The sequence below is a fragment of the Streptomyces himastatinicus ATCC 53653 genome, from assembly GCF_000158915.1.
Taxonomy (GTDB): Bacteria; Actinomycetota; Actinomycetes; order Streptomycetales; family Streptomycetaceae; genus Streptomyces; species Streptomyces himastatinicus.
Window position 1 is genome coordinate 2,193,989 of the sequence record NZ_GG657754.1, and the last position, 1,338, is coordinate 2,195,326.

General features: G+C 73.6%; 1 protein-coding gene and 1 pseudogene. One reads left to right on the forward strand and one right to left on the reverse strand.

What is annotated here, in order from left to right:
• A pseudogene (locus SSOG_RS55765) lies at nucleotides 1–225 on the forward strand (hypothetical protein); the annotation flags it as partial.
• A gap of 13 nt (nucleotides 226–238) precedes the next feature.
• On the opposite strand, the gene SSOG_RS08665 reads toward SSOG_RS55765, so the two are convergent.
• On the reverse strand, nucleotides 239–1,189 hold the full coding sequence (locus SSOG_RS08665; protein WP_009713836.1) for a DUF2510 domain-containing protein: 951 nt from the start codon (nucleotides 1,187–1,189) through the stop codon (nucleotides 239–241).
• Between the last annotated feature and the right edge of the window lie 149 nt (nucleotides 1,190–1,338).

Consider the following 1,338-nt stretch of genomic DNA (forward strand, 5'->3'; position numbering starts at 1 on the left):
TATCTGCCGGAGGGGCTGCGTTACGACCGAAGGAGAGCCCGGGCGAGGTGCAGACCCCGCTGCTGGCACTAGGACGACGATCTGCTGATCGGCGACAGGGTGTGGTTCCGGCACGCCAAGGCCGGTGAGCTGTGCGAGCGGTTCGCGACGCTGCACCTGGTCGAGGACGACCGGGTGGTGGACTCCGTACCGACGTACCGGGGCGAGGGCCGCACCTTCCTGTAGCCGCCGACCACGGCTAGATCGTCCGGCCGTCGCCCGCCAGTGCCTCGATGCCCTCGACGATCTTGTCCATGTCGCCGAGCGGGGGCGCCTTGTCGCTCACGTCGAAGCCGAAGCGCACCAGGACCATCGTGTCGGGGACGGTGGGCGACGGGAAGGCGAGGGACTGGACGTATCCGTCGTCGCCCTTCTTCGTGGTGACCTTCCAGCGCACCAGAAAGCCCTCCTCGCCCGCGACGTCGACCGCTTCCTCCTTGAGCCGCTTGTGCGAGGAGATCCCGCCGTACGCCTTGCGCTCGGTGTCCTCGTCCGTGCCGTAGGACTCCTCGGCGTTCTGGGCTATGTCCTCCTCGGCGATGCCCTTGGCGGTGTCCGCCTTGAAGCCGCTGGCGGTCCGGGAGAAGGCGCCGCCGCGGACGCATTCGGTGGAGGGGTCGCCCGGGCACGGGTAGCGCGAGGTGGTCACGCCCGCGCCCCCGGCGCTGCTGCGGCCCGCCTGCCAGCCCGTCAGCACGGGCAGGCTGATGCCGCTGGCGGCGTCCGGGGCGATGCTCGGGTCGTCGGTGGGCGCCGCGCTGGGGCCGTCGGTGGGCAGGTCGGACGGGGCGTCCGAGGGGGCGTCGCCGCCGTCCCCGGGCGGTGCGGGGGCGGTCGGCAGCGGGTTCGCCCGGTCGCCCTCGCCCCCGTCCCCGCTGTCGCCCAGCAGCACGATGCCGCCGATGATCGCGGCGATCACGGCCCCCACGGACAGCGCGAGGACCGCGACCCGGGGGCCGCGGCCGTTCCCCTGGCCGCCGTCCGGGCCGGGCGCGTAGCCGGGCGCGGGCGGCGGGCTGAAGGGCGAGTCCGCCGGGGTGCCGGCGGAGCGCGTGTACTCGGTCCAGGTGGCCCCGTCCCACCACCGGTGCAGGGCGGGGCCGTGGCCTGTGTAACCGGGATCGGGATACCAGCCCGGGGGCGTGTTCATGCTCACGCCGTCACCTTATGGCCACGGGTCGGCTCCGTACACCGGGGTTGCGCGGACTGCGCGCCCTGCTACAACCGGGTCCGCGAGGGGGCTAGATCGGCGTGACGTACGCCCCGGCGATGCCGCCGTCGACCAGGAACTCTGCCGCG